The 19,696-nt window shown below is 64.1% G+C and carries 17 protein-coding genes; 6 read left to right on the top strand and 11 right to left on the bottom strand.

Translation table 11 applies throughout. The features are described 5' to 3' along the window. Positions 1–306 precede the first annotated feature (306 nt). Complete coding sequence (locus KUF59_RS15505; RefSeq protein WP_212457551.1) at positions 307–2,211, top strand: caspase family protein; 1,905 nt, start codon at positions 307–309, stop codon at positions 2,209–2,211. A gap of 265 nt (positions 2,212–2,476) precedes the next feature. Here the strand turns inward: KUF59_RS15505 and KUF59_RS15500 are convergent, their stop codons facing one another. The 4 genes from KUF59_RS15500 to thiD all read right to left on the bottom strand — a co-directional run bounded on the left by KUF59_RS15500 (position 2,477) and on the right by thiD (position 6,363). After that, on the bottom strand, positions 2,477–3,460 hold the full coding sequence (locus tag KUF59_RS15500; protein ID WP_212457552.1) for a threonine/serine dehydratase family protein: 984 nt from the start codon (positions 3,458–3,460) through the stop codon (positions 2,477–2,479). A 76-nt stretch (positions 3,461–3,536) separates the two neighbouring features. Next, the gene (locus tag KUF59_RS15495; protein WP_212457553.1) at positions 3,537–4,580 is read right to left on the bottom strand and encodes a glycosyltransferase family 4 protein; all 1,044 of its coding nucleotides are present in this window, start codon (positions 4,578–4,580) and stop codon (positions 3,537–3,539) included. Continuing rightward, positions 4,580–5,392 (bottom strand): UDP-2,3-diacylglucosamine diphosphatase, encoded by an 813-nt coding sequence (locus KUF59_RS15490; protein ID WP_212457554.1) that lies wholly within the window; start codon positions 5,390–5,392, stop codon positions 4,580–4,582. The genes KUF59_RS15495 and KUF59_RS15490 overlap by 1 nt, the downstream gene beginning before the upstream one ends. Positions 5,393–5,562: 170 nt before the next feature. Then, the gene (gene thiD, locus KUF59_RS15485) at positions 5,563–6,363 is read right to left on the bottom strand and encodes a bifunctional hydroxymethylpyrimidine kinase/phosphomethylpyrimidine kinase (RefSeq protein WP_212457555.1); all 801 of its coding nucleotides are present in this window, start codon (positions 6,361–6,363) and stop codon (positions 5,563–5,565) included. Between the two features lie 264 nt (positions 6,364–6,627). On the opposite strand from thiD, the gene KUF59_RS15480 reads away from it, so the two are divergent. Next, positions 6,628–8,607 carry a PAS domain S-box protein gene (locus tag KUF59_RS15480; RefSeq protein ID WP_258769658.1) on the top strand — a complete coding sequence of 660 codons (1,980 nt, stop codon included), beginning with the start codon at positions 6,628–6,630 and terminating at the stop codon, positions 8,605–8,607. On the opposite strand, the gene KUF59_RS15475 is transcribed toward KUF59_RS15480, so the two are convergent. Both KUF59_RS15475 and KUF59_RS15470 read right to left on the bottom strand, forming a co-directional pair. Next, entirely contained in the window at positions 8,591–9,343 is a 753-nt protein-coding gene (locus tag KUF59_RS15475) for a slipin family protein (RefSeq protein WP_212457557.1), read from the bottom strand. The genes KUF59_RS15480 and KUF59_RS15475 overlap by 17 nt on opposite strands. Beyond that, complete coding sequence (locus tag KUF59_RS15470) at positions 9,340–10,734, bottom strand: NfeD family protein (RefSeq protein WP_212457558.1); 1,395 nt, start codon at positions 10,732–10,734, stop codon at positions 9,340–9,342. The genes KUF59_RS15475 and KUF59_RS15470 overlap by 4 nt, the downstream gene beginning before the upstream one ends. A 320-nt stretch (positions 10,735–11,054) precedes the next feature. Between KUF59_RS15470 and KUF59_RS15465 the strand changes: the two genes are divergently transcribed. Then, a complete protein-coding gene (locus KUF59_RS15465) occupies positions 11,055–11,300 on the top strand; it encodes an Lrp/AsnC ligand binding domain-containing protein (RefSeq protein WP_212401007.1) in 246 nt (81 codons plus the stop codon). 59 nt (positions 11,301–11,359) lie between these two features. Here the strand turns inward: KUF59_RS15465 and KUF59_RS15460 are convergent, their stop codons facing one another. After that, positions 11,360–12,283, bottom strand: a complete 924-nt coding sequence (locus KUF59_RS15460; RefSeq protein ID WP_212457559.1) for a c-type cytochrome — start codon at positions 12,281–12,283, stop codon at positions 11,360–11,362. 154 nt (positions 12,284–12,437) lie between these two features. Here KUF59_RS15460 and KUF59_RS15455 point away from each other — a divergent pair, with 154 nt between their 5' ends. Next, positions 12,438–12,860, top strand: a complete 423-nt coding sequence (locus KUF59_RS15455; protein WP_212457560.1) for a CHRD domain-containing protein — start codon at positions 12,438–12,440, stop codon at positions 12,858–12,860. A 252-nt stretch (positions 12,861–13,112) separates the two neighbouring features. Next, a complete protein-coding gene (locus KUF59_RS15450; RefSeq protein ID WP_212457561.1) occupies positions 13,113–13,589 on the top strand; it encodes a Crp/Fnr family transcriptional regulator in 477 nt (158 codons plus the stop codon). 15 nt (positions 13,590–13,604) lie between these two features. Here KUF59_RS15450 and KUF59_RS15445 read toward each other — a convergent pair whose 3' ends face one another. From KUF59_RS15445 to KUF59_RS15435, 3 genes are all read right to left on the bottom strand, one after another. Further along, a complete protein-coding gene (locus KUF59_RS15445; protein ID WP_212457562.1) occupies positions 13,605–14,054 on the bottom strand; it encodes a c-type cytochrome in 450 nt (149 codons plus the stop codon). A gap of 227 nt (positions 14,055–14,281) precedes the next feature. Beyond that, the gene (locus KUF59_RS15440) at positions 14,282–16,591 is read right to left on the bottom strand and encodes a xanthine dehydrogenase family protein molybdopterin-binding subunit (RefSeq protein ID WP_212457563.1); all 2,310 of its coding nucleotides are present in this window, start codon (positions 16,589–16,591) and stop codon (positions 14,282–14,284) included. 168 nt (positions 16,592–16,759) lie between these two features. Continuing rightward, positions 16,760–17,143, bottom strand: coding sequence for a DUF1127 domain-containing protein (locus tag KUF59_RS15435; RefSeq protein WP_212457564.1), 384 nt, complete (start codon positions 17,141–17,143; stop codon positions 16,760–16,762). Between the two features lie 336 nt (positions 17,144–17,479). On the opposite strand from KUF59_RS15435, the gene KUF59_RS15430 reads away from it, so the two are divergent. Further along, a complete protein-coding gene (locus KUF59_RS15430) occupies positions 17,480–17,752 on the top strand; it encodes a hypothetical protein (RefSeq protein ID WP_258769657.1) in 273 nt (90 codons plus the stop codon). A 280-nt stretch (positions 17,753–18,032) separates the two neighbouring features. Here the strand turns inward: KUF59_RS15430 and murJ are convergent, their stop codons facing one another. Next, positions 18,033–19,562, bottom strand: coding sequence for a murein biosynthesis integral membrane protein MurJ (gene murJ / locus KUF59_RS15425; protein ID WP_212457566.1), 1,530 nt, complete (start codon positions 19,560–19,562; stop codon positions 18,033–18,035). Positions 19,563–19,696: the final 134 nt, after the last annotated feature.

The raw sequence follows: 19,696 nt of genomic DNA, 5'->3' as shown, positions 1-19,696 counted from the left end.
CCCTGGGTTGCTTCGCTGCGCTCGCAATGACGGATGTAACTAGCAGCCCCCTCTCTTGTCCCGGACGCGCTGCAACGCCATGAGCGTTGCCGCGCTGCGTCCGGGGCACAAGGACGCGATTCCTGAGATATGAATGCCGCCCGAACATGACCCGGTTGGCAATCGATTCCTGACGATACTCTGGTTCCAGCGTGACCCAGATCACGCATGGTACCATGGTGACTGACATCACGTCCCAAAACTCGAACGCGTTCTAGCGTGCAGGCCACCAATCTCGCATCGAGACCAATGCCAAAGGAGCACGCCATGTTCCGCCTAAAATCCCTTCTGTTGACCGCCAGCGTCCTGGGAAGCCTGGTCGGCGTCGCCTGCGACCCGGCGTTTGCGCAAGTAGCCCCCGCGCAAGCCGCCCCCGTCGCGCCGGCCATCCCGGTCGCGCAGCAGAGCCCTGAGCAACGCGTGGCGCTGGTGATCGGCAATTCGAACTACCGGAATGCGCCGCAACTCGCGAACCCCGACAACGACGCCGAGTCGATGGCAAAATTTCTCAACTCCGCCGGCTTCGAGGTGATCTCCGCGACCGACCTGACGCAGAGCGACATGCTGAGGGTGGTGCAGGACTTCTCCGCCAAGGTCGCCTCGCGCGGCACCAACACGGTGGCGATGGTCTACTACGCCGGTCACGGCGTGCAGCTCGCCGGCGAGAACTATCTCGTGCCTGTCGATGCGAAGGTCTCCAGCCCCAATGAGCTGGTCAGCAACTCGGTTCGTCTCGTCGACGTGATGTCGACGCTGGAGACGATCCCGAGCCGCATGCGCATCGTCATTCTCGACGCCTGCCGCAACAACCCCTTCCCGAGCGTCAACGATGCCGGCCGTGGCCTTGCGATCGTCGATGCGCCGAACGGCTCCATCGTCGGTTACTCCACCGCGCCGGGTTCTGAAGCGCTCGATGGTCAGGGCGGCCACAGCCCCTATACGCAAGCCTTCCTCAACATCGCGCGTGAACCGAACCTGCCGATCGAGCAGCTCTTCAAGCGCGTGCGCCTGGAAGTGAACCAGACCACCGACGGCGCGCAGGTGCCGTGGGAGAGCTCCTCGCTAACCTCCGACTTCACTTTCTTCGGTGACACCGCGGTTGCGGCCAACCGCGCGCCGATCAAGGCCCCGGTCGTGCAGATGGCGTCGAACCTGCCAAGCCGCTCGGCCCGCCAAGCCTATGACTACGTGCTCTCTGAGGGGCAGCCGCAGTACTATCAGGAGTTCATCCAGATGTACCCGCACGACCCGCTGTGCGACCGCATCCGCTGGCTGCTCGCCAACCTGCTGATCGCGAACGCCTGGCACAAGACAGTGCTTGCCAACTCGCCGATCGCCTACAAGAGCTTCTACGACAGCTACTCCAACAGCCCCTATGCCCAGTCGGCCCTGAAGCTGCAGTTGCAGCCGAAGGAAATCCCGCTGATGCAGGCGACCCACTTCCTTGCGCCGCAGAACATCGCGCCGCTCAAGGTCACTAATCTCGGCCCGAACAAGTACCTGCCGATCGTTCAGCAGGGTGGCGGGCTCGGCAATGGCAACCTGCCGGTCGGCCAGAACAAGCCGATCCCGATCGACAGCAACGTCATCGGCAAGCTCGGCAATGGCGGCCAGAATGGTGGTCAGGTCACGACGCTGCCGGCCGGCAACAACCTGCCCAAGCAGCCGGTCGAGACGCCGTCGCAGGTTCCTGGCAAGGTCGTCACGCTGCCGGCACCGACCAACACCACGACCGGCACGCCGTCCAACACCGGTGTCGTCGGCAAGATCGTGACGCTGCCCGCCGGCAACACCACGCCTGGCAACACTGCGACTGGCAACACCGGCATCAACCCGGGCAAGATCGTGACCCTGCCGCCGACCAATGTCGGCAAGGGCGGAACGAAGGTCGACGTCAAGAATATCGACGTGAAGACCAATGGTCCGGCGACTACCGGACAGAGCCAGCCGCCGATCCGCGTCAACACCGGCAACACCGGGATCGTGAAGCAACTGAACAACAACCCCTCGAACTCGGTGCAGGTCAACAACCGCCCGCAGTTCAACAACACACCGAACCGGATCAACAACGTCACCGTGAACAACAACTTCAAGCAGTCGATGAACCAGGCACCGCAGAACAATGGCGGCAACAATGGCGGCATGAATCGCCGCGGCGGCTTCATGCACTGATCCACGGCTTCAAGACACGACAAAGGGGCGGAACGCCGAGCGTTCCGCCCCTTCTACATTTCAGGCTTCATGAAACGCGCGAGCTCTTCCCACATCGTCATGGCCGGGCATAGCCGTCCGAAGGACGGCGTCGCTTCCGCTCGCCTATGCCCGGCCATCCACGACCTTTTCGCAGAACCAAGAACGTGGATGCCCGGGCCTTCGCCGCGCCGAAGGGGCTTCGGCCCCGCAGGCGGGACAAGCCCGGGCATGACGTCAGTCCGCTTCAGGCCACGAGCTCTGCAAAGAGATCCGCATCGACATTGCCGCCGGAGAGCACGATGACGACGTTCTTGCCGGCGACATCGAGCCGGCCGGCGAGCAGCGCGGCGAGGCCGACGGCGCCGCCGGGCTCCACGACCAGCTTCAGCTCGCGATAGGCAAACGCCACGGCCGCGCCGACCTCCTTGTCGGACGCGGTGACGCCGCGCGACAATAGCTTGCTGTTGATGGCAAACGTCATCTCGCCCGGGATCAGCGCCATCAGCGCATCGCAGATGGTGCGGCCGGCCGGCGCGTGCGGCTCGCGATGGCCGACGGCGAGCGAAAGGGTGTGATCGTCGAAGGCCTCGGGCTCGGCGACGACGAGCTGTGCCAGCGGATAGCGCGCCTTCACGGCGGTCGCGACACCCGCGATCAGGCCGCCGCCGGAAGCCGGCGCCACCACGATGTCGGGTGCAATGCCGCGCGCGGCCATGTCCTCCGCGATCTCGCGCCCCGCCGTGCCCTGCCCCGCGATGACGAAGGGATCGTCATAGGGCCTGACCAGGGTCGCGCCGCGCTTCTCGGCAATGCCGCGCGAGATCGCCTCGCGATCCTCGCGGTCGCGATCGTAGAGCACGACCTCGGCGCCATAGGACTTTGTCCGCTCGCGCTTGGTGAGCGGCGCATCCGCCGGCATCACGATGGTCGCGTGCATGTCGAGGAGTTTTGCGGCCGCCGCCACGCCCTGGGCGTGGTTGCCGGACGAAAACGCGACCACGCCGCCCCTGCGCTTGTCCTGCGGGATCGACGCCACCTTGTTGAAGGCGCCGCGGAATTTGAAGGAGCCGGTCCGCTGCAGCATCTCCGGCTTCAAGAACACTTTTGCGCCGACGCGCTCGTCGAGCACGGGGAATGACAATAGCGGCGTGCGGATGGCGAAGGGCGCGATCACGCGCGCTGCGGCATCGATGTCGGCGGGGCCGACCGGGAGTGTTTGTTCCGTCATGTGCAATTAGTACCGCGGCGGGTGACGGCTGGAAAGACACCCCCGCGTGACGGTCTTAGATATAGGGTCTTGGATATCAGGCCACGAAACGCTGATGTTCCAGCCCGCCGGCAGGGGGCAGCACCGCACCGACAGCCAGGATGCTGTCGACGAAAGCGCGCGCCGAGGCCTCCCAGGTATGGTCAGCGGCGAATTCGACGCAGGCCTGCCGGGAAATATCGAGCGCGGCGAGACAGGCGTTGCGCAAATCCTCGTCCAGCACGCCGACCGGCGCTTCGCCGATCACGTCCCGGGGCCCCTTCACCGGGAAGGCCGCGACCGGCAGGCCGCTCGCCAGCGCTTCCAGCAGCACCAGGCCAAAGGTGTCGGTCCGGCTGGGGAACACGAAAACATCAGCCGCTGCATAGATTTCAGCCGGCGCCTCGCCGTGCCGCTCGCCGAGGAAAATAGCATCGGGATAGGCCTGCTCCAGCGAGGCCCGCGCCGGGCCGTCTCCGACGATCACCTTGGTGCCGGGCAGATCGAGCGCGAGGAACGCCTCCAGGTTCTTCTCCACCGCGACACGGCCGACGCAGAGGAACACCGGCGCCGGCAGGCAGAGGTCGATGGCGCGGGGATGGAACAGTTTTGTGTCAACGCCGCGTGGCCACAGCACGACATTTTCAAATCCCCGTTCGCCGAGCTCGCGCACCAGCGCTGGTGTCGCCGCCATCACGGCCCGGCTCGCGCCGTGGAAGCGGCGCAGCGCCCGCCAGATCAGCGACTCCGGAACCGGCACCCTCGCCCGGACATATTCGGGAAAGCGGGTGTGAAAACTCGTCGTGAACGGCAACGCGCGCTGCAGGCAGTAGCGGCGCACCATCAACCCGATCGGCCCTTCGGTCGCGACATGAATGCTGTCGGGCCGGGCTTCCTCGATCAGCCGCGCGATCCGCGCCGGCCGCGGCATCGCCAGCCGCACGTCGCGATAGCTGGGCATCGCGAAGGTGCGGAACGATTGCGGCGTCAGGAACGAAAATTCGACGTCGAGCGATTTGGCCGCGTCAGCCAGCTTGGTCAGCGTCCGAACTACCCCGTTGACCTGGGGATGCCATGCGTCGGTCGCGACCAGTATCCTCATTATGCCGCCCGTGCTGGCACCGGCACGATGGGTGCTGCCTTCTGCAACTGGTCGGCCCAGGTGATGATCTCGAAATGGCCGTCGTCGTGCTCGACCAACGCCGTGCAGCTCTCCACCCAGTCGCCGCAATTCATGTAGCGGATGTCCCCCTCGTCGCGGATCACGGCGTAGTGGATGTGGCCGCAGATCACGCCATTGGCCTCGTGCCGCCGCGCTTCTGCGGCGAGGGCCTGCTCGAACGCGCCGATATAGTTGACGGCGTTCTTGACCTTCAGCTTCGCCCATTGCGACAGCGACCAATAGGGCACGCCGAACAGCCGCCGGAAGAAGTTGACGAAGCGGTTCATCTGGATCGCGAAGTCGTAGGCCTTGTCGCCGAGATGGGCGAGCCAGCGCGCGTTCTGCACCACGAGGTCGAAGATGTCGCCGTGGATCACGAGATATCGCCGGCCGTCCGCGCCGGTGTGGACGGTGTTCTCGACCACGTCGATGCCGCCGAAATGCGTGCCGTAATAGTTGCGCAAGAACTCGTCGTGATTGCCGGGGATGTAGACGATCTTGGCGCCCTTGCGCGCTTTCCGCAGCAGCTTTTGCACGAGATCGTTGTGCGATTGCGGCCAGTACCAGCCTGACTTCAGCGCCCAGCCGTCGACGATGTCGCCGACGAGGTAGATGGTGTCGGCGTCGTGGTAGCGCAGGAAGTCGAGGAGAAGATCGGCTTGCGAACCGCGGGCTCCGAGATGAACGTCGGAGATGAACAAGGTCCGGAAGCGCCGTTCGGGACTCTCGTCACTCATATCGTAACTTCCCATACATCAGCCTGTAACAATGTCCCGTGACAGGGGGATGACGATTTTCGAACCTGCGAGGCGCTTGCAGATACGAATCATATTTCGCCTCGCGCACTCAGCGGATACCAGCCGCGTGCGACAATCTGGCGACATGGGGCGAGGCGATGGCCGCACGAACGCGGCCGCCGCACTCAGTAGAATTTATGGAAATGATGCACCGGCCCGTGGCCGTGGCCGACGGCAAAGCGGTCTGCAGCCGCAATCGCCGCGCTGATCCAGCGCTTGGCATCGCGCACGGCTTGCTCGAGGTCCTCGCCCTTGGCAAGGCCTGCTGCGACCGCCGATGACAGCGAGCAGCCGGTGCCGTGGGTGTTCTTGGTGGCAACGCGCGGCGCCGACAGTGCGATCGTGCCGTCGCCGCTGACGAGATAGTCGATGCTGTCAGCCCCCTGCCCGTGGCCGCCCTTGATCAGCACGGCGCGACAGCCGAACGCGAGCAGGCGCCGCCCCTGGCCCTCGATCTCGGCCTCGCTGGTTGCGATCGGCGTGTCCAGCAGCGCGGCCGCCTCGGGCAGGTTCGGCGTGATCACCGAGGCGAGCGGAATGAGTCTTCTGCGCAATGCCTCGACCGCCTCAGTCGCCAGCAGCCGATCGCCGGAGGTCGCGACCATCACGGGATCGAGCACGATGTGCCGCGGTGACCAGCGCGTCAGGGCGGCGGCGATCGCCTCGATGCTGCCGGGCTGCGCCACCATGCCGATCTTGACTGCACCGACCGCGAGATCGGAGAGCACGGCATCGATCTGCGCGGTGACGAAATCGGCCGGCACTGCGTGGATGCCGGTGACGCCAGTCGTGTTCTGCGCGGTCAGCGCCGTGATCGCGGAGGCCCCGTAGACGCCGAGCGCGGCAAAGGTCTTGAGGTCGGCCTGGATGCCCGCGCCGCCGCTGGAATCGGAGCCTGCAATTGTCAGCGCTATCGGTGTCGTCATCGCCGGACGCTCGCTTGGGATGAACGGGGGTGATCGCACGTCCTAGCGCGAGCGCCGGTGGCCGGCAAGCGCAGGCCGCGAATCAGATGCGTACGGCCGTCTGCCGCGGGATTGTCGTCCCCCAACCGTGCGCACGGTGCAAAAAATTGGGTTGGCATTTAGCCCACGCATCGATGAATGAGACGTTGAACGCATGCGGAACCGCTGCCCGCGGGACCGCGGGGCTGGCCGCGTCCCCGGCCTGCACGCCTGTGAGGATCAATCATGTGGGCCTTCCTCCAACGTCTGCTCGATTCCTCGATGCTCTCCCCACACGGGATCTGCCTGTTGTGGGAGCCTGAGCTGATCTGGCTTCATGTGGTATCGGACGCACTGATCGCCGCGGCCTATTTCTCGATCCCCTTCGCGCTGGCGATCCTGGTCACCAAGCGGCGCGACCTCAAATTCGGTTGGGTCTATTGGGCGTTTGCGGTCTTCATCATGGCCTGCGGGCTGACCCACATCCTGTCGATCTATACGCTGTGGGTGCCGGCCTACGGCATCGAGGGACTGGTCAAGGCGCTGACGGCGGCGGCCTCCATCTTCACGGCCGGCGCGCTCTGGCCGCTGCTGCCAAAGATCCTGACGATCCCCTCCCCGTTCGAGCTCCGCCAGGTCCAGGCCGCGCTGCAGGAGGAGGAGACCAAGAACCGCGACACATCCATGCTGCTGCGGCAGGTGAGCGAAGCCCAGCGCGCGCTGCGCGAGAGCGTGGCGCGGCTCAGCGCCGTGGTCGAGACCGCCGTCGACGGCGTCATGCTGTTCGATGCGGACGATCGCATCCTGCTGTTCAACCCGGCCTGCGAGCGCCTGTTCGGCTATCGCGCCGACGAAGTCCTCAACCAAAACGTCAAACTCCTGTTGCCCGCCGACCAGGGTGCAGCGCATGAAAATTACTTCCGCGATGGCGGCGAGGGCCTCGGCGTTCGCAAGGACGGATCGACATTCCCGGTGGATCTGTCGGTCGGTGGCGCGCTGCAGGACGGCGAGCCGATCTTCGTCGGCATCGTTCACGACCTGACCGCGCGCAAGTTGACCGAGCAGCAGCTTCAGCAGGCGCAGAAGATGGAGGCCGTCGGCCAGCTCTCCGGAGGCATCGCCCACGACTTCAACAATCTGCTCACAGTCATCGTCAGCAATGCCGAGCACCTGAGCGAGCAGCTCAAGGCTCGGCCCGACCTGCGGCGGTTCGCCGAGGATATCTGCCAGTCCGGCGAGCGCGGCGCGGAGCTGACCCAGAGGCTGCTGGCATTCAGCCGCCGGCAGTTTCTGCAACCGCAGGCGATCGATTGCCGGCAGTTGCTCGATTCCATGCACAAGCTGCTCAAGCGCACCTTGCGCGAGAACATCGAGATCAAGACCGCCTTCGGTCCCGGCACCATCCTGGCCTATGCGGACCGGGCCCAGCTCGAATCCGGGGTGCTCAACCTCGCCCTCAATGCGCAGGATGCGATGCCGGGCGGCGGTCATCTGACGCTCAGCGCGGAGATATCGTCGATCGACGACCACTACCGCACCCTGCATCCGGAGGTCATATCCGGCAGCTACGCCTTGATCTCCGTCACCGACGACGGCGAAGGCATGACCGCCGAGGTCATCGAGCACGCCTTCGAGCCGTTCTTCACGACCAAGGAGGTCGGCAAGGGCTCTGGCCTCGGCCTGAGCATGGTCTATGGCTTTGCCAAACAGTCCAACGGCCACGTCTCCATCTATAGCGAGAGCGGATTGGGGACGACGGTGCGGATCTATCTGCCGAATGCAGCCGCCGAGCATTCGCTTGGCACCGTCCCCGATAGCGAGCACGCGGTGCCCCGTGGCCATGAGACGGTCCTGATCGCGGAGGACGATCCGTTCGTTCGCTCCTCCGTCATCCTCAGGGTCGAAGCGCTCGGCTATCGCGTGATCGCCGCCGTCAACGGCAGCGAGGCCCTGCACCTGCTGCGCACCAATGCCGACATCGACCTGCTGTTCACCGATATCATCATGCCTGGAGGCATGAGCGGCTGGGATCTCGGCGACCAGGCCCGCCAGATCCGCCCTGGCCTGCCCGTGGTGTTCTCCTCCGGCTACCCTCTGGAGACCCTGGTCGATCAGGGACGTGCGCACGCGCAATCGATCGTTCTGACCAAGCCCTATCGGACGGCCGAGCTGGCAAAGCGGCTCAGGGAGGCTTTGGCGGCATCCGTGGCTAGCTCCGCGGGCTAAGATGGTCGAGCAGATTCATCGGGAGCGGAAAGACCACGGTCGAGGACCGCTCGCCCGCGATGTCATGCAGCGCGGCGAAATAGCGCAACTGCATCGCCTGCGGCTCCTGCGCGAGGATCCTGCCGGCCTCGACCAGCTTTTCGGCGGCCTGCTGCTCGCCTACTGCGTTGATCACTTTGGCGCGCCGCAGCCGTTCCGCCTCGGCCTGCTTGGCGATCGCGCGCACCATGGTTTCGTTGAGGTCGACATCCTTGATCTCGATCGAGGTGACCTTGATGCCCCAGACGTCGGTCTGCTTGTCGAGGATCTCCTGGATGTCGGCGTTCAACCTGTCTCGTTCCGCGAGCATCTCGTCGAGTTCATGCTTGCCAAGGACCGAGCGCAACGTGGTCTGCGCGAGCTGGCTCGTCGCGGCCATGTAGTCGCCGACCTTGATGATGGCGCGCTCGGCATCGACGATACGAAAATAGAGAACGGCGTTGACCTTGACCGAGACGTTGTCGCGCGAGATCACGTCCTGGGGCGGGACGACCTGCACCATCACCCTGAGATCGACCTTCACGAGTTGCTGCACGACGGGGATCAGCAATATCAGGCCCGGGCCCTTCACTCCGGTGAAGCGGCCGAGCGTGAAGACGACGCCGCGCTCATATTCCCGCAGGATGCGAATCGCCTGGGTCAAAAAAATGATGACGAGCAGCACGACCGCTGCATAGGTCAAATAATCGAGCGTCATGAAGTGCCTCCGTCGGTCCGTGCGGGCGCGCGCCGCACCACTAGCGTCAGATCGATGATGTTGGCGACTTCGACCTCCTCGCCCGGCTTGAACGCTTCGGCGCCGCGCGCTTGCCAGCGCTCCCCATGCGCGAAGACGTGACCTTCATTCTCGGACCAATCGAGGACCTCGGCAGACAGGCCTCGCATGGCTTGCGCGCCTACCCTGACTGGACCACCGCGAACGCGCAGAAGCGCGCCGAACACGACGAGAACAAAGCCGACGAGTGTCGCCGCGACGATGGCAACGACCGTCCATGACAGCCGGTAGCCGGGCGCCTCGACCCTGAACAGCATGAGCGCGCCCAGCACAAAGGCGACGAGCCCTCCAAGGCCGATCACGACGGTCGGGTTGAAAGCCTCGATGGCGAGAAGCACGATCCCAACCAGCATCAGGGCAAGGCCGGCATAGTTGATCGGCAGCATGTTGAGGGCGTAGAGACCCAGCAGGAGGCAGATCGTGCCGACGACTCCCGGGGCGACCGCGCCGGGGGACATGAATTCGAAGATCAACCCGTAAACGCCAACCATCAGGAGAATGAACGCGACGTTGGGATCGGTGATCACGGCGAGGAATCGCGAGACCCATCCGGGATCGATCGTCTCGACCACGGCATCCTTTGTCGCCAGTCGTTGCGTCTTGCCGCCTGCAACTTCCACCACACGACCGTCGAGCTGCCTGAGCAGGTCCGCCTGGTCGCGTGCGATGAGGTCGATGACACTTGCCTGTAACGCGCCGTTGGCGGAGAGCGTGGCGGCCTCGCGGACCGCTTTCTCGGCCCAGTCCGCATTGCGGCCACGCAGTTCGGCGAGGCTGCGGATGAAGGCGACGGCATCGTTCGTCGCCTTGGCCGTCATCGCGTCCTTCGGCTCGGGCTGGCTGTCGCCATCCTTCTTGTCCTTGCGCTCCTTGTCGGGAGTGCCGCTCGGCAGGCCCGGTATCGGACCGCCAATCTGCACCGGCGTCGCGGCACCGATATTGGTGCCCGGCGCCATCGCCGAGATATGGGTCGCGTAAAGAATATAGGTGCCGGCGCTCGCCGCGTGCGCTCCGGAGGGAGCGACGTAACCGATGACAGGAACGGGCGAGGCGAGCACATCTGCAATGATCTCGCGCATGCTGGTGTTGAGACCGCCCGGCGTATTCAGACGCAGAATGACCATCTCGGCGCGTCGTTCGCCTGCCTTGGCCAGAGCCTCCTTCACGTAGCTGGCCGACGCTGGTCCGATCGCTCCCTCGATCGAAACGTTCAGTGCAAGAGGGCCCGTCTCCTCCGCTAGGCAGGGAAGGAGGGAGACAACCAGAGCGACGACTGCTATCGCCGCAACGAGCGTCGCCTTTACCGTCTGCACAGCCAGAACTCCCTTGCCGGAAATATGGGGTTCCGCTCCGGGTCCTCAATGCCCTCGCAAAACGGGGTTGGGGATGTCGAGATGACGTGCGGGGCTGTTGTGCACTGCGATGCCCCGGATCGGACGAACGCGTCTTCGAGAGCGCGTTGCAAGCCGCGATTCGCAACGACCTCCAGCTCGCGTCGTGGCCAGGGACGACGTCCTTTGATGCTGGTGTTCTCTTCGGCGACTTCGCGCATGCCCGCAGTCAGCAAGTTCGCTTGCTAAAGCCTCCTGTTTTTGGCCTATTAGCCGCCAAATCATGCTTTCGGAGTAACGCGATGGTTCCTTTCTTCGTCCAGATCAAATGCAAGCTCGGCCAGTCCTACACGGTCGCCAACGCGCTCGCCGAAGCCGAGATCGCCTCGGAAATCTATTCCACGGCGGGCAATTACGATTTGCTGGTGAAGTTCTACGTCGACAAGGACACCGACATCGGCCACTTCATCAACGAGAAGGTGCAGGTGCTGCCGGGCATCCAGGACACTCTCACCATCATCACCTTCAAGGCGTTCGGGGGCAGCTAGAGCGTTTTCGAGCGAAGTGGGCACCGGTTCGCGTCAAGAAAACGCGTCAAAACAAGAATCTACCCCCCCGTCGGCTTGCGCGGCGGCGGCTTCGGCCCCTCGACCGGCGGCAGCGATTTCAGATAGGCCGCCATCGCGGCGCGATCCTCAGGTGTGAGCTGCGCGAGGTTCTTGATCACCGGCCGCATGGCGCCGGAGGCGCTGTCGCCCTCGGGCATGTCGCCGGTCTCGAGGAAATCGGCGATGTCCTTCTCGCTCCACTCCCCGATCCCCTTTTGCGTGATGTTGGGCACCCAGCCCTCGCCTTCCGGATTGGGGCCGCCGGCAAAACGCTGCGCCGTGATGAGCCCGCCGAGGAGGTTGCGCGGGCTGTGGCATTCGGCGCAATGCCCAAAGCTATTCACGAGATAGGCGCCGCGATTCCATTGCGCGGTTTGCGTGCTATCTGCCACGAACGGCCTGTCGTCCATGAACAGCAATTTCCAGACGCCGACATTGCGGCGGATGTTGAACGGAAACGGCAGGTCGTGATCGCGCACGCGGCCTGAGACGGCCGGCAGCGTCTTCAGATAGGCGAAGAGATCTCTGACATCATCGATCCTGGCGCGACGATAGGACGTGTAGGGAAACGCCGGAAAATAATGCGCGCCTTGCGGCGAGACGCCGTTCATTACCGCATTGACGAAATCGGCCTCGCTCCAGCGTCCGATTCCATCAGTGGTATCAGAGGAAATGTTCGGGGCATAGAAGGTGCCGAACGGAGACTTGATCGGCAGGCCGCCACCGAGCCGCAAACGATCGCCCTGGTTCGGCACGGCATGACATGACGCACAGCCGCCGGCGTTGAAGACCTCCTGCCCGTTGACGAGATCGGGCGCGCGCGATGCCGCAGGCAATGCGAGCGCTGCGGGCGCGGTGAACCACCAATAGAGACCGAGCGCCGCGGCAGCGGCAAGCAGAGCGGCAAGGAGCGTTCGTCGCATTCATAAGGCCTTCATCGAAGACCTGCGAACATAGGGGTCATACCGCGATCGCTCCAGCCACGAATAATTTAGATGGCCTGACCCGAAAGCGGGAATAAATTCCACGCCGCACTGTTTGGAAATTGCCACCATTGACGTCAACAGGGAGAGAACCATGAAAAAGGTCATTTTTGCCACGCTTGCCCTTGGAGTGGCCGTTGCGTTCGCCGGTCAGGCCGGCGCGGCCGACGCGCTCAAGGCGACGCTGGACGGCAAATCCGAAGTGCCGGCGACGACCACCGGCGGCAACGGAACGGCCGAGCTGACCTATGACGCCGCGAGCAAGAAGCTCACCTGGACCGTGACCTATTCTGGCCTGTCGGGCCCGGCAACCGCGGCGCATTTCCACGGACCCGCCGAGGCCGGCAAGAACGCCGGCGTTGCAGTCGCGATCCCGAATGCCGGAACGAGCCCGGTCAAGGGCGAAGCCACGCTCACCGACGCGCAGGCCGCCGACCTCATGGCCGGCAAGTACTACATCAACATCCACACCGCGGCGAACCCCGGCGGCGAGATCCGCGGCCAAGTGATGAAGTAAGTGATGAAGTAAGCGAAGCACCAGACGCTTCGGCACATTGCCAGCAAGGCCGGCGCTCGAAAGAGCGGCCGGCCTTTTCGTATCCGACGCTGCAGCGCGTAAGCGTTGCGGCGCCGAGCCGGGACCCAAATGGCCGCACAGCCGCGCGCCGTGAGATGGGCCCCGGCTCAGCAGCGCATCTGCGCTGCGTCCGGGGCACGAGAGTGCGGCGGGCTCGCTTGCCGCCGCCGGGAGCGGGAGTATATTGGCTCGATGGCTGTCAGCTCCCCCGATCTGAAAGCATTTTTGCTCGCCACGCCCTTCTTTGGTGGCCTCTCGGACGCAAGCCTCGATCTCCTGGTCTCAATGCTGGTCGAACGCAACTTCGATGCAGGCGCCATTGTCGTCGCGGAAGGAGATCCGGGGCGCTCGATGTTCATCGTTCACTCCGGCGAGCTCGTGGTGAGCAAGCGTGCGGATTCGGGACGCGCAATTCCCATTTCGAGTCTGGCACCCGGCGATTTTTTCGGCGAGATGACGCTGATCGAGATGCAGAACCGGTCGGCCACCGTCGTCGCACAGAACCCGACCGTGCTCTATGAGCTCACGGCACGGGAACTCTACAAATGCTACAAGGCCGACATCCAGGCCTATGTAATGGTGCTCTTGAACATCAACCGCGAGCTTTGTCGGCGGCTTCGCCGCGCCGACAACCGCATCACGGAGCTGCTGCTCAACGCGAACCAATGACGCGGATTCGCGTGCCTACTTCAGCTTCAGCCGATACGTCTCGTGGCAGTCGCTGCAACGGTCGTTGATGCTCGTATAGGCGGCCTTGAGGCTCGCGACGTCCTTGATCTTGCCCTTGACGTCCGCAATCGCCTTCTGCACCGGCGGGATCTTGGAGTCGAAATCGGCCTTGTTCTGCCAGACCTTTGGCGACGAGCCGTAGGTCGCGTCGACCACGTCCTGCTTGGGGTTGACCTCGAAGGTTTTTGCGATCTTGCCGACGTCGGCCTCCAGGCTGGCAATAGCATTGTCGACGGCCTTCTGGTCGTAGGGGATCTCCCCCTTGGTCATCTTCAGGATGACCCCGTACATGCTCTTGGCCTGCGATCGCATCAGATTGTCCTGCTTAACCGCAATCTCCTGCTGCGCCATCACGGCGCCCGCACCCAACAGAAGGGTGCCCATGACAACAATCATCCGCTTCATTGAAAAGTCTCTCCCGCTCGCAGGCGTTGACGGTGCGGCCGCCCCGCCCGCCTCGCGGGCATTAACAGCCATCCCTGAGTAGAACCCCGCGGCGGGCGTTTATTCCCGCACGCGGAGATCAAGGTTGAGAGCGTTTTCAAGCGAAGTGGATACCGGTTCGCGTCAAGAAAACGCGTCATAACAAGACTCTAGAGCCTCGTTCCGATTTTATCGGAACGGAAAAGGCTCTAGAGGCTGTGACGGCGATGATGCTCGTTGACGGCGACCCACACCCGCTCCGGCGTCGCCGGCATGTCGATGTGGTCGATCTTGTACTCGCGCCAGAGGCCGTCGACGATGGCGTTGACCACCGCGGGACAGGAGCCGATCGCGCCGGCCTCGCCCGCCCCCTTCACGCCCAGCGGATTGGTCTTGCAGGGGACGTTGTGGGTCTCGAAGATGAAGGCGGGACCATCAGCCGCACGCGGCAGCGCGTAGTCCATGTAGGTCGCGGTGATGAGCTGGCCGTCGCTCGCGCCATAGACCACCTGCTCCATCAGCGCCTGACCGATGCCCTGCATGGCACCACCATGCACCTGGCCCGCGAGCAGCAGCGGATTGAGCGTCTTGCCGAAATCGTCGACGATCACGTAGTTGACGATCTTGATGATGCCGGTGGCCGGGTCGATCTCGACTTCCGCCAGATGCGTACCGTTGGGATAGGTGCCATCGGCGCTGGCGAAGGTCGCGCTGCCGTTCATCTTGGACGGATCGGCGCCCGGGCGCTTGGCGAGATCGGCGAAAGAGATCGACCGGTCGGTGCCGGCGATGCGGATCACGCCGCCGGAAATCTCGAGGTCGCCCGCGCTGGCCTCCAGCGCCTGCGCCGCAATCTCCTTCAGCTTTTTGCCGAGCTCGCCCGTGGCGCGCTCCACGCAGACGCCGCCAGTGGGAATCGAGGCCGAGCCGCCGGTGCCGAGCCCGGTCGCGATCTCCTTGGTGTCACCCTGGTGAACGTGCACGCGCTCCGGCGGCAGGCCGAACTGCTCGGCAACGATCTGTGCGTAAGCCGTCTGGTGGCCCTGGCCGCTTGATTGGGTGCCGATCAGGACGGTGACGTCGCCATTGGGATCGAGCCGCACGTTGGCGGTCTCCTCCCCCATCACACCGCAGATCTCGACATAGCTCGCGAGCCCGATGCCGCGGATCAGGCCCTGCTTCTTCGCGGCCTTGGCGCGCTTTCCAAACTCCTTCCATTCGGCGATCTCCATCGCGCGCTTCAGATGCGCGGCGAAGTCGCCGGAATCGTAGACCTTGCCGGTCGCGGTCTTGTAGGGCAGCGCCTTCGTCGGAATGAAGTTCTTGCGCCTGATCGCATCGGGCGTCATCTCGAGCTTGCGCGCGCAGGCATCGACCAGGCGCTCGATGACATAGGCCGCCTCAGGGCGACCCGCGCCGCGATAGGCATCGACCGGCACGCTGTGGGTGAAGATGGTGCGCACGCGGCAGTGGAAGGCTTGGATGTCATAAAGGCCGGGCAGCATGCCGGCGCCGCCATGCGGGATATACGGCCCGAAGGTCGACAGATAGGCGCCCATGTCACCCATCAGGTCGCAATCCATCGCGAGGAATTTGCCGTCCTCGGCGAGCGCCATTTTGGCGGTGGTCACATTATCGCGGCCCTGCGCATCGCCCATGAAATGCTCGGAGCGGTCGGCCGCCCATTTCACAGCCTTGCGCAGTTTTCGCGCCGCGACCGCCATCAGGGCGTATTCCCGATAGGGAAACAGTTTTGTACCAAAACCGCCGCCGACATCGGGGCAGATCACCCGCATCTTGTCGGTCGGGATATTGAGCACGTTCTGGCAGAGGATGTCGCGCAGGCGATGGCTGCCCTGGCTGCCGACCGTCAGCGTCAGATGGTCGTGTTTCGCGTCGTATTCGCACACGGCCGCGCGGGTCTCCATGAAGCTTGCGACCACGCGCGGATTGACGATGGAGATCTCGGCCACCGCATGCGCCTTGGCGAAGGCAGCTTCCGTCGCCGTCTTGTCGCCGATCGAGACGTCGAACAGGACGTTGCCGGGCTTGTCGGGCCAGACCTGCGGCGCACCCTTCTTCACGGCATTGACGACGCCGGTCACCGCCGGCAGCGGCGTCCACTTGACCTCGATCGCCTCGATGGCGTCGCGGGCCTGGTCGATGGTCTCGGCCACCACGAAGGCGACGGAATCGCCGACATGGCGCACCTCGTCCTTGGCCAGGATCGGATATGGCGGTCCCGTGAACGGGTCGGTCTCGAGGTTGAACAGGCACGGCAGGTTGCCGAGATCCTTGACATCGTCGGCAGTCAGGATCAGCGCGACGCCGGGAAGCCCGCGGGCGCGGCTCACATCGATCGTATATTTGGCGTGGGCATGCGGCGAGCGCAGCACCAGGGAGCGAAGGGCTGCCTGCGGCGCATAATCGTCGGTGTAGCGGCCCTTGCCGCGGATCAGCGCGTCGTCCTCCTTGCGAAGCACGCTTTGACCGACGCCGAACTTGATGGGAGCAGCCATCTTGTCTCCGTTTCCTATTGGTTGTTTTGCCGCCATATTGCAGCGGAAAAACGGATAGCGCAAACGGCTTTACCCATACCCATTGGTCGCAGGCCGGGAAAAGCATCGCCCCGCACGGATGCGGGGCGAGGCCCGGCGTCACGAAACCGGCATGTGGCGGCTGATCAATTACATCACACCACGACTCCACAAATGCGCCGTACTGTCTCTGAGCGTATCGATGGATCGTTGAGGCGTGACGTAGTCGATGTCAGCGCGCGTCAAGCCGATATCCATCAACTCCCTGTCACTCAGCTCGTGCAGGGCAGTGTTCAAGCGCTGGCGCCGGCGCCGCTCTTGAAACGCAAGCCAATATCGCCCAATCAGGCCCAGGACGTTTCGCGTCGATGCCGCGCCGGGTCGAGCAGCCTCCGTTTCCGAGATTGCCATCGACGCATTGAGGCGTGCAGCCTCGCGCATTACGCCTTTCGGCAACGCGCTGGAGGGCTTGATGCGGAACGCTGTGGCATCGCGCCCGGCCTCGGACGCGACGTTCGTCTGTTGGGGTGGCATGGGATGCTCCTGCTGTTGTGCCGGCAGGGAGCGTGGCCAAACAAAAGGCCCCGTCCGATGCCGGCGGGGCCTGGTGAAAAGATGTCGTCGTCAGATTCCTAGCGCGCGACTCCTCCCACCGCCCAGCCGAAGCGGGTCACATGGTTGCAGTTGAGGGTGCGCCACGATTTGATCATGCGGCGCCAATACCACGGCGACAGCGCAAAATCAAGGGATGTGCAGAACTTCCTTGCATCCTGGAGGCGAGCGCCTCGCCGCACGCCTGCACGGACGATGCGAGTATGCGTGAATTCCGGCGCAGGCTATGATTTTGCGCGATTTTGAAAAGGGGGAGTCATGCGATCACATGCCGGGCCTGGATTTGCGCTGCTGTGCGCGATTTGTATCGGCGCGCTCATCGCGTCGAGCGGCGTGGCCCGGTCCGAAGGCCCGTTCACATTTACGGTGCCGCAAAGCAAGGTGCTCGTGAAAATCTCCGACCCTTTGCTCGTTCAAGATACGGCGAGCGCCAAGCCCAATTACTTGAAGCTGACCCGGAAGGAGCCGCTGCTGATCGTCAGCGGCTGGCTCGAGCCCGCACAGAATTACAAGGGGCTCAAAGCGTTCTGAGACGGCGAATCGCGCTCTCCAGCCTTCGCCGGCGCCCGCGCACCAATCCGGGTCGAGATGCTGCGGGAGGGCGCGTGGGAGGTGGTGGCATTCGATGTCTCCGTACCAGGCGCCGTCCAGTCCAATTTGCGGGCCGAGCGGGTCGAGGCAGGCACGTGGATCGACCTGCACCTCTCCACCGTCGCCCGCGACACAGCCCCGTCTCCGAAGCTGCGCGCTGGCCTCTTGGCCGCGCTACGACAGGTGCAGGTGGCGCAGAAATAACTTCGTTGAGGCTCGTCTAGCCGCGCACCAACGAGAGCAGCCAGCGGCGGCCGAACAGTGCGAGGATCGCGAGCGCGTAGACGACCGTGCCGCCGACGGCGAGCAGCACCAGCGTCAATTCGTCCCGGAAGGGCTGCGTGGGAGCAAATTTGGTCGCGCTGAAGCGCGCGATCAGCCAGAAGGCCGCGGCAAGGACGACGCCTGTCAACAGGAACTTCGCGAGCGACAGCAGCCAAGCGCGATCGAGCACGAGGAAGCCGCGACGCACGGCGAAGAAGAGCACCAAGAGCAGATTGGTCCAGACGCCGACGGCGGTCGCCAGCGCAAGACCAATCTGCGCCAACGTTCCCATCAGCGCAAACTTCAGCGCGACGTTGACCGCGATGCCTGTCAGCGATGCCCGAACCGGCGTCGCCGTGTCCTTGCGGGCATAGAAGGTCGCGACTGCGCTACGGATCAGCACGAACGGAATAAGGCCGATGGCATAGGCCGCGAGTGTGGCGCCAGCAGCGGCCGCATCGGCCTTGGAGAATGCGCCGCGAGCAAACAGCGCGCGCATGATCTCATTGGGCACGGTGAGGAAAGCCGCCACGAACGGCACCGAGAACAGCAACGTGAAATCGAAGGCGCGGCGCTGCGCCTGCATCGCGCCATCATGGTCGTTTGCCGTCAGCCGCCGCGACATCTCCGGCAGCAACACGGTGCCGATGGCGATGCCGATCACGCCGATCGGCAACTGGTTGAGACGGTCGGCATAGTAGAGCGCCGACAGCGCGCCTGCGGGCAGGAAGGTCGCGATGATGGTGTCGGCGAACAACGCGACCTGGGTCCCCATCGATCCCAATGTCGCAGGTCCCAACGCCTTGAAGAAACTGCGCACATCCTCGTCGAGCTTGAGCGGCGCAAAACGCGGCAGACCACCGTGGCGCGCGAGATCGCCGGCGAGCAGGAAATATTGCAGGAAGCCGGAGATCAACACGCCCCAGGCCGCGGCATGTCCGGCCGTCGGAAACCACACGGCGACCGCCAGCGTCATCATCATCGCGACGTTAAGGAGGATCGACGCGGCCGCGGCACTGGCAAAGCGCTGCATCACGTTGAGCATGCCGCCATAGAGCGTCACGAGCGTGATCAGCAGCAGATAGGGAAAGGTGATCCGCGTCAGCTCGATCGCGAGCTTGCGCTGCTCGGCATCCTCGCTGAAGCCCGGTGCGAGGATGCTCATGGCCTGCGGCATGAACAGCCAGGCCACGACCAGCAGCACGAGTTGCGTGGCGAACAGCAGCGTGAAGATGCGGTCGGCAAACAGCTTTGCCGACGCCTCGCCCTTCTCGCCATGGACATGGGCATAGGCCGGCACCCAGGCGGCGTTGAAGGCGCCTTCGGCGAAGATTGCGCGAAAGTGATTGGGCAGACGCAACGCGACGAAGAAAGCGTCCGCGACCGGCCCCGCACCTAGGATCGCCGCGAGCATGATGTCGCGGGCAAACCCCGTCAGCCGCGAGAGCAGCGTATATCCGCCGACTGTGAAGATGCGTCCGAGCATGCGTTCGTTCTAGAGATTTATCGGACGGTCGTCGATTGCATCTTGCGATGCGCGTTGCTGCGCCCTCTCCCCTTGCGGGAGAGGGCATCGCCGCGGGTAGACGCAAACTCATTCGGGTGAGGGGTTTCTCTCCG

It is taken from the genome of Bradyrhizobium arachidis, from assembly GCF_024758505.1.
Lineage (GTDB): Bacteria > Pseudomonadota > Alphaproteobacteria > Rhizobiales > Xanthobacteraceae > Bradyrhizobium > Bradyrhizobium manausense_C.
Note: the sequence above shows the minus strand (reverse complement) of the source record. Positions and strands in the feature narration are given on the sequence as shown.

Coding starts and splice junctions, on each gene's coding strand:
- murJ (WP_212457566.1), bottom strand. CDS start 19,562: ATGCTCGGACGCATCTTCACAGTCGGCGGATATACGCTGCTCTCGCGG.
- KUF59_RS15435 (WP_212457564.1), bottom strand. CDS start 17,143: ATGCCACCCCAACAGACGAACGTCGCGTCCGAGGCCGGGCGCGATGCC.
- KUF59_RS15440 (WP_212457563.1), bottom strand. CDS start 16,591: ATGGCTGCTCCCATCAAGTTCGGCGTCGGTCAAAGCGTGCTTCGCAAG.
- KUF59_RS15445 (WP_212457562.1), bottom strand. CDS start 14,054: ATGAAGCGGATGATTGTTGTCATGGGCACCCTTCTGTTGGGTGCGGGC.
- KUF59_RS15430 (WP_258769657.1), top strand. CDS start 17,480: ATGCGATCACATGCCGGGCCTGGATTTGCGCTGCTGTGCGCGATTTGT.
- KUF59_RS15505 (WP_212457551.1), top strand. CDS start 307: ATGTTCCGCCTAAAATCCCTTCTGTTGACCGCCAGCGTCCTGGGAAGC.
- KUF59_RS15465 (WP_212401007.1), top strand. CDS start 11,055: ATGGTTCCTTTCTTCGTCCAGATCAAATGCAAGCTCGGCCAGTCCTAC.
- KUF59_RS15460 (WP_212457559.1), bottom strand. CDS start 12,283: ATGCGACGAACGCTCCTTGCCGCTCTGCTTGCCGCTGCCGCGGCGCTC.
- KUF59_RS15475 (WP_212457557.1), bottom strand. CDS start 9,343: ATGACGCTCGATTATTTGACCTATGCAGCGGTCGTGCTGCTCGTCATC.
- KUF59_RS15500 (WP_212457552.1), bottom strand. CDS start 3,460: ATGACGGAACAAACACTCCCGGTCGGCCCCGCCGACATCGATGCCGCA.
- KUF59_RS15480 (WP_258769658.1), top strand. CDS start 6,628: ATGTGGGCCTTCCTCCAACGTCTGCTCGATTCCTCGATGCTCTCCCCA.
- KUF59_RS15495 (WP_212457553.1), bottom strand. CDS start 4,580: ATGAGGATACTGGTCGCGACCGACGCATGGCATCCCCAGGTCAACGGG.
- KUF59_RS15450 (WP_212457561.1), top strand. CDS start 13,113: ATGGCTGTCAGCTCCCCCGATCTGAAAGCATTTTTGCTCGCCACGCCC.
- KUF59_RS15490 (WP_212457554.1), bottom strand. CDS start 5,392: ATGGGAAGTTACGATATGAGTGACGAGAGTCCCGAACGGCGCTTCCGG.
- KUF59_RS15455 (WP_212457560.1), top strand. CDS start 12,438: ATGAAAAAGGTCATTTTTGCCACGCTTGCCCTTGGAGTGGCCGTTGCG.
- thiD (WP_212457555.1), bottom strand. CDS start 6,363: ATGACGACACCGATAGCGCTGACAATTGCAGGCTCCGATTCCAGCGGC.